The 4,217-nt window shown below is 68.7% G+C and carries 4 protein-coding genes; 2 read left to right on the top strand and 2 right to left on the bottom strand.

Going from position 1 to position 4,217, the window contains the following annotated elements:
- A partial coding sequence (locus tag AX685_RS00835) for an SDR family NAD(P)-dependent oxidoreductase (RefSeq protein WP_197418425.1) occupies nucleotides 1–722 on the top strand: 722 nt, incomplete at its 5' end.
- On the opposite strand, the gene AX685_RS00830 is transcribed toward AX685_RS00835, so the two are convergent.
- Both AX685_RS00830 and AX685_RS00825 read right to left on the bottom strand, forming a co-directional pair.
- The gene (locus AX685_RS00830) at nucleotides 719–1,417 is read right to left on the bottom strand and encodes a glutathione binding-like protein (RefSeq protein WP_066484370.1); all 699 of its coding nucleotides are present in this window, start codon (nucleotides 1,415–1,417) and stop codon (nucleotides 719–721) included. The two genes, AX685_RS00835 and AX685_RS00830, sit on opposite strands and share 4 nt — an antisense overlap.
- Nucleotides 1,414–2,631, bottom strand: coding sequence for an MFS transporter (locus AX685_RS00825; RefSeq protein ID WP_197418424.1), 1,218 nt, complete (start codon nucleotides 2,629–2,631; stop codon nucleotides 1,414–1,416). The genes AX685_RS00830 and AX685_RS00825 overlap by 4 nt, the downstream gene beginning before the upstream one ends.
- A 291-nt stretch (nucleotides 2,632–2,922) precedes the next feature.
- Here AX685_RS00825 and AX685_RS00820 point away from each other — a divergent pair, with 291 nt between their 5' ends.
- Complete coding sequence (locus tag AX685_RS00820; protein ID WP_066484368.1) at nucleotides 2,923–4,143, top strand: acyl-CoA dehydrogenase family protein; 1,221 nt, start codon at nucleotides 2,923–2,925, stop codon at nucleotides 4,141–4,143.
- Nucleotides 4,144–4,217 lie beyond the last annotated feature (74 nt).

Here is a 4,217-nt window from a genome sequence, read left to right as displayed (position 1 = left end):
GGTTGGGGGCGCGTGGGGTGCGGTGCGTCGTCAATTATGCATCGAGCCGCGACGAGGCGGAGGCGTTGGTCGCCGAGGTAGGGAATGGCGCGATCGCGGTGCGGGCGGATATCGCCGATGACGGCCAGTGCCGGGCGCTGGCCGCAGCGGCGGCGGAGACGTTCGGGCGGATCGACTTCCTGGTCAACAACGCCGGGCGCACCAAGTTCGCCGCGCATGAGGACATGGACGCGCTGGATGCCGAGGATTTCATCGACATCTACCGCCTGAACACGATCGCACCGTTTCAGATGATCCGCGCCTGCGCCCCGTACCTGCGGCAAAGCGACATGGGCGCGGTCGTCAACGTGGCGAGCGTCGCGGGCATGTTCGGGATCGGATCGTCGGTCGCCTATGCCGCGTCCAAGGGCGCGTTGATCACGATGACCAAGAGCCTGGCGCGCGTGCTGGCGCCGGCGATCCGCGTCAATGCGGTGGCGCCGGGCTATGTCGGGACCGGCTGGTTCGAGAAACGGCTGGGCGAGCAGGGGTTTGCGGCGCTGAACGACAAGGTCGCGGGCGCGCTGCCGATGGCGATGGCGGCGGGGCCGGACGATATCGCGGGGCCGATCGTGATGCTGCTGGACCCCGCCAGCCGGGTGATGACCGGCGAGGTCCTGCTGCTGGACGGGGGCGGGCATCTCGACATCGGGATGAGCCGCCGCCCGGGGCGGGAAATCTAGCGCGCCGGGGTTGAGGACTGGCCGAACAGGACCCGGCGCTGTTCGTCGGTCATCTCGGCGGGCTGGGGCTGGATCTCGCGCCCCCGGGCATAGGCACGCTCCACCGCGGGGCGCGCCTTGATCGCGGCATGCCAGCGCGACAAATGGGGGAAATCGGCCATGTCCTGCCCCTGCGCCTCCGGCAGGATCCACGGGAAGGCGGCCATGTCGGCGACGGTATATTCGTCGCCGATTACGAACTCGCGCCCCTCAAGCCGGCGATCAAGGACGCCGTACAGGCGGTTGGTTTCCTTCACATAACGGTCGATCGCATAGGGGATCTTCTCCGGCGCGTAGCGGCCGAAATGATGGTTCTGCCCGGCCATCGGCCCCAGTCCGCCCATCTGCCACATCAGCCATTGCAGCACGTCGACATGCGCACGTGGCGTGGCGCCGCCGAACCGGCCGGTCTTGTGCGCCAGATAGAGCAGGATCGCCCCCGATTCGAACACGCTGATCGGCGCGCCGCCATCGGTGGGCGCGCGATCGACGATCGCGGGCATCCGGTTGTTGGGGGCGATGGCCAGGAAATCGGGAGCGAACTGTTCGCCCTTGCCGATGTTGACCGGGTGGATCGTGTAGTCGAGGCCCGTTTCCTCAAGAAAAATCGTGATCTTGTGGCCATTGGGGGTGGGCCAGTAATGCAGGTCGATCATGCGCTGTCTCCATCGGGAGCGCGAAGAGTGGGGACGAGCAGCGCGACGATCAATGCCGCGACGCCGATCAGCACCCCGGCGATCAGGAAAGCCAGCCCGTCGAACCCGCGCGCGGCGCCCCACGCCAGGCTTTGCGAGGCGAGCAACGGGCCGATGATCGCAGCGACCGAATTGAGGCTGCCGAGCCCGCCCTGCAACGCGCCCTGCCGCTGCGCATCGACCAGCCGGCTGAGCAGCCCGTTCATCGCGGGCCATGCCAATGCCCCCAGGCAACCCACGAGGAAGAAGGCATAAACCTGCCACCCATGGGTGGTGAAGGCATAGGCGAACAGCGTCGCGGCGCTGCACCCCAGGCCCAGCACGGCGGTGGTCCGCTCACCCAGCCGGCGGACGGTCCGCGCGGTCAACGTCGCCTGCACGATCAGCTGGAGCAGCCCGACCCAGGCGAGGCTCCAGCCGATCTGCGTCGCGTTCCAGCCGAAGCGGATCGTCGCCCAGAAGCTCCAGACGGCGGGATAGACGACGCCGCCGACCTGCCACACGAACCACGCCACCAGCAGCGGCGCGGCGCGCCCGGCGGCGAACAGCGGGCGGAACGCGCCGACCACATGCGCATCGCGCCAGACGAAATCGCGGCGGTGCTCGGCGCGCAATGTTTCGGGCAAGAACAGGAACATGGCGGCGGCATTGAGCGCGGCCAGCGCGGCGGCGGCGACGAACGGCGCGCGGTGGCCGAAGGTCGCGACGAGGCCGCCGAGCGCGGGGCCGATGATGAAGCCGATCCCGAAACACGCGCCGAGCAGCCCGAAGCCGGCGGCGCGGCGGTCGGGCGGGGTGACGTCCGCGATGACCGCACCGGCCGGGCCAAAACTGGCCCCCGCCACGCCCGCGACGAGCCGCCCGAGGAACAGCCACGCCAGCGTCGGCGCCCAGGCCATCAGCGCGTAATCAAGCGCATAGGCGAGCATCGCCAGCATCAGCACCGGGCGGCGGCCGAAGCGATCACCGAGGTTGCCGAGCACCGGGCCGGCGAAGAATTGCGCGAGCGCGAAGGCGGCGAGCATCCAGCCGGCGATGCGAGTCGCCTGGGGCAGGGTGACGCGGCCGATTTCGACGATCAGGCCGGGCAGGACGGGCATGACGATGCCGAATCCGATGACGTCGACGACCACCGCCGCCAGCACGATCGGCACCGCGCGATGTTCGAAACGCACTCCGATTCCCCCTTTTGGCGCGCACGGTAGCCCCGAAAGCGGCCTTTAGACACCTTTTGTTCGCGGTGGGAAGCGGGTGATGCGGGGTAAAATGCGTCACCGGAACCGGTTTGGGTGGTCAAAATGCGGCACGTGCCGCGTTCGGAGCGCGCCTGCGCGCGTGCCGACCGCACCGGCCGGTCGCCGCCGCGTGCTTCGCGCTTTGCATCGCGCGGCAAACGTGCCATGGGTGCCGAGCATACCCGATCTTCAGAATCGGGAACCCGATCCGATCACGCGGAGAATGATGTCATGGCCACGGCCCCCGAACTGGACCGCCCTGCCGACGCCCTCGACGGTTTCCGTCAGGAAGCGCGCAGCTGGCTGGAGGCGAACTTCCCCCCGTCGCTGAAGGGGCATGACAATGCCATGTCCGCGGTGGAGGGGCCGACCGAGGAGACGCCCGAGCAGAAGGCATGGCGCGAGGCGATGGGCGCCAAGGGCTGGGGCGTGCCGACCTGGCCGAAGGAATATGGCGGCGGCGGGCTGTCGCGGGCCGAGGCGCGCGTGCTGCAGGACGAGATGGCGCGGATCGGCGCGTGGAACCCGATCGGCGGCATGGGCGTGATGATGTTCGGCCCGACGCTGCTGGAATATGGCACGGAGGAGCAGAAGCAGGCGCATATCCCCGGCATCGTCCGCGGCGAGGTGCGCTGGTGCCAGGGCTATTCGGAGCCGGGCGCGGGATCGGACCTCGCCAGCCTTCAGACCTTCGCCGAGGATCGGGGCGACCATTATGTCGTCAACGGGCAGAAGACTTGGACGTCGGGCGGGCAATGGGCCGACAAATGCTTCGCGCTGGTGCGCACCGACAAGTCGCAGAAGCACGCCGGGATCAGCTTCCTGCTGATCGACATGGATGCCGAGGGTGTCGAGACGCGGCCGATCCGCCTGATCAGCGGGCAGTCGCCGTTCTGCGAGACGTTCTTCACCAACGTGAAGGTGCCCAAGGGCAATCTGGTCGGGCGCGAGGGGCAGGGCTGGGAAATCGGCACCCGCCTGTTGCAGCACGAGCGCAGCTCGCTGTCGGGCGGCAGCGGTTCGGCGAGCCGGATGAACGCGGGCAGGAGCGTGCCGGAGATCGCGAAGAAATATCGCGGCGCGGATGGCGAGGGGCGGATCGGCGATGCCGACCTGCGCACCCGCATCATCAAGCACGAGATGGACCAGCGCGCCTTCGCGCTGACGCTGCGGCGGGCCGCGCTGGAGGCCAAGGGCAATGCCGGGCCGTCGGCGGCGACCAGCATCATGAAGAACGTCGGCGCGCGCATCACGCAGGACCGTGCCGAACTGAACATCGAGATCATGGGGATGCAGGGCCTGGGCTGGGAAGGCGAGGGCTTTGCCGAGGACGAACTGGCGCAGACCCGCAGCTGGCTGTGGGGCAAGGCGGTGTCGATCTATGGCGGCTCGACCGAGATCCAGAACAACGTCATCGCCAAGCGTATCCTGGGGATGCTGGACCACCAGTAAGGGTGCGGCGGTAGAGATCGGCTAGGCGCGGCGGCGGACGGATCGCCGCGTCAGGAGAGGGCCGGGTAGAGGGG

Origin of the sequence: Sphingomonas sp. CCH9-F2, assembly GCF_001556735.1 — a bacterium.
Taxonomy (GTDB): Bacteria; Pseudomonadota; Alphaproteobacteria; order Sphingomonadales; family Sphingomonadaceae; genus Sphingomonas; species Sphingomonas ginsenosidimutans.
The sequence above is the reverse complement of the archived record's forward strand: the minus strand, read 5'-3'. Positions and strand labels throughout refer to the sequence as shown.

What these genes read in the sequence shown, in the direction of transcription:
- AX685_RS00830 (WP_066484370.1), bottom strand. Translation starts at nt 1,417, where the DNA reads ATGATCGACCTGCATTACTGGCCCACCCCCAATGGCCACAAGATCACG.
- AX685_RS00820 (WP_066484368.1), top strand. Translation starts at nt 2,923, where the DNA reads ATGGCCACGGCCCCCGAACTGGACCGCCCTGCCGACGCCCTCGACGGT.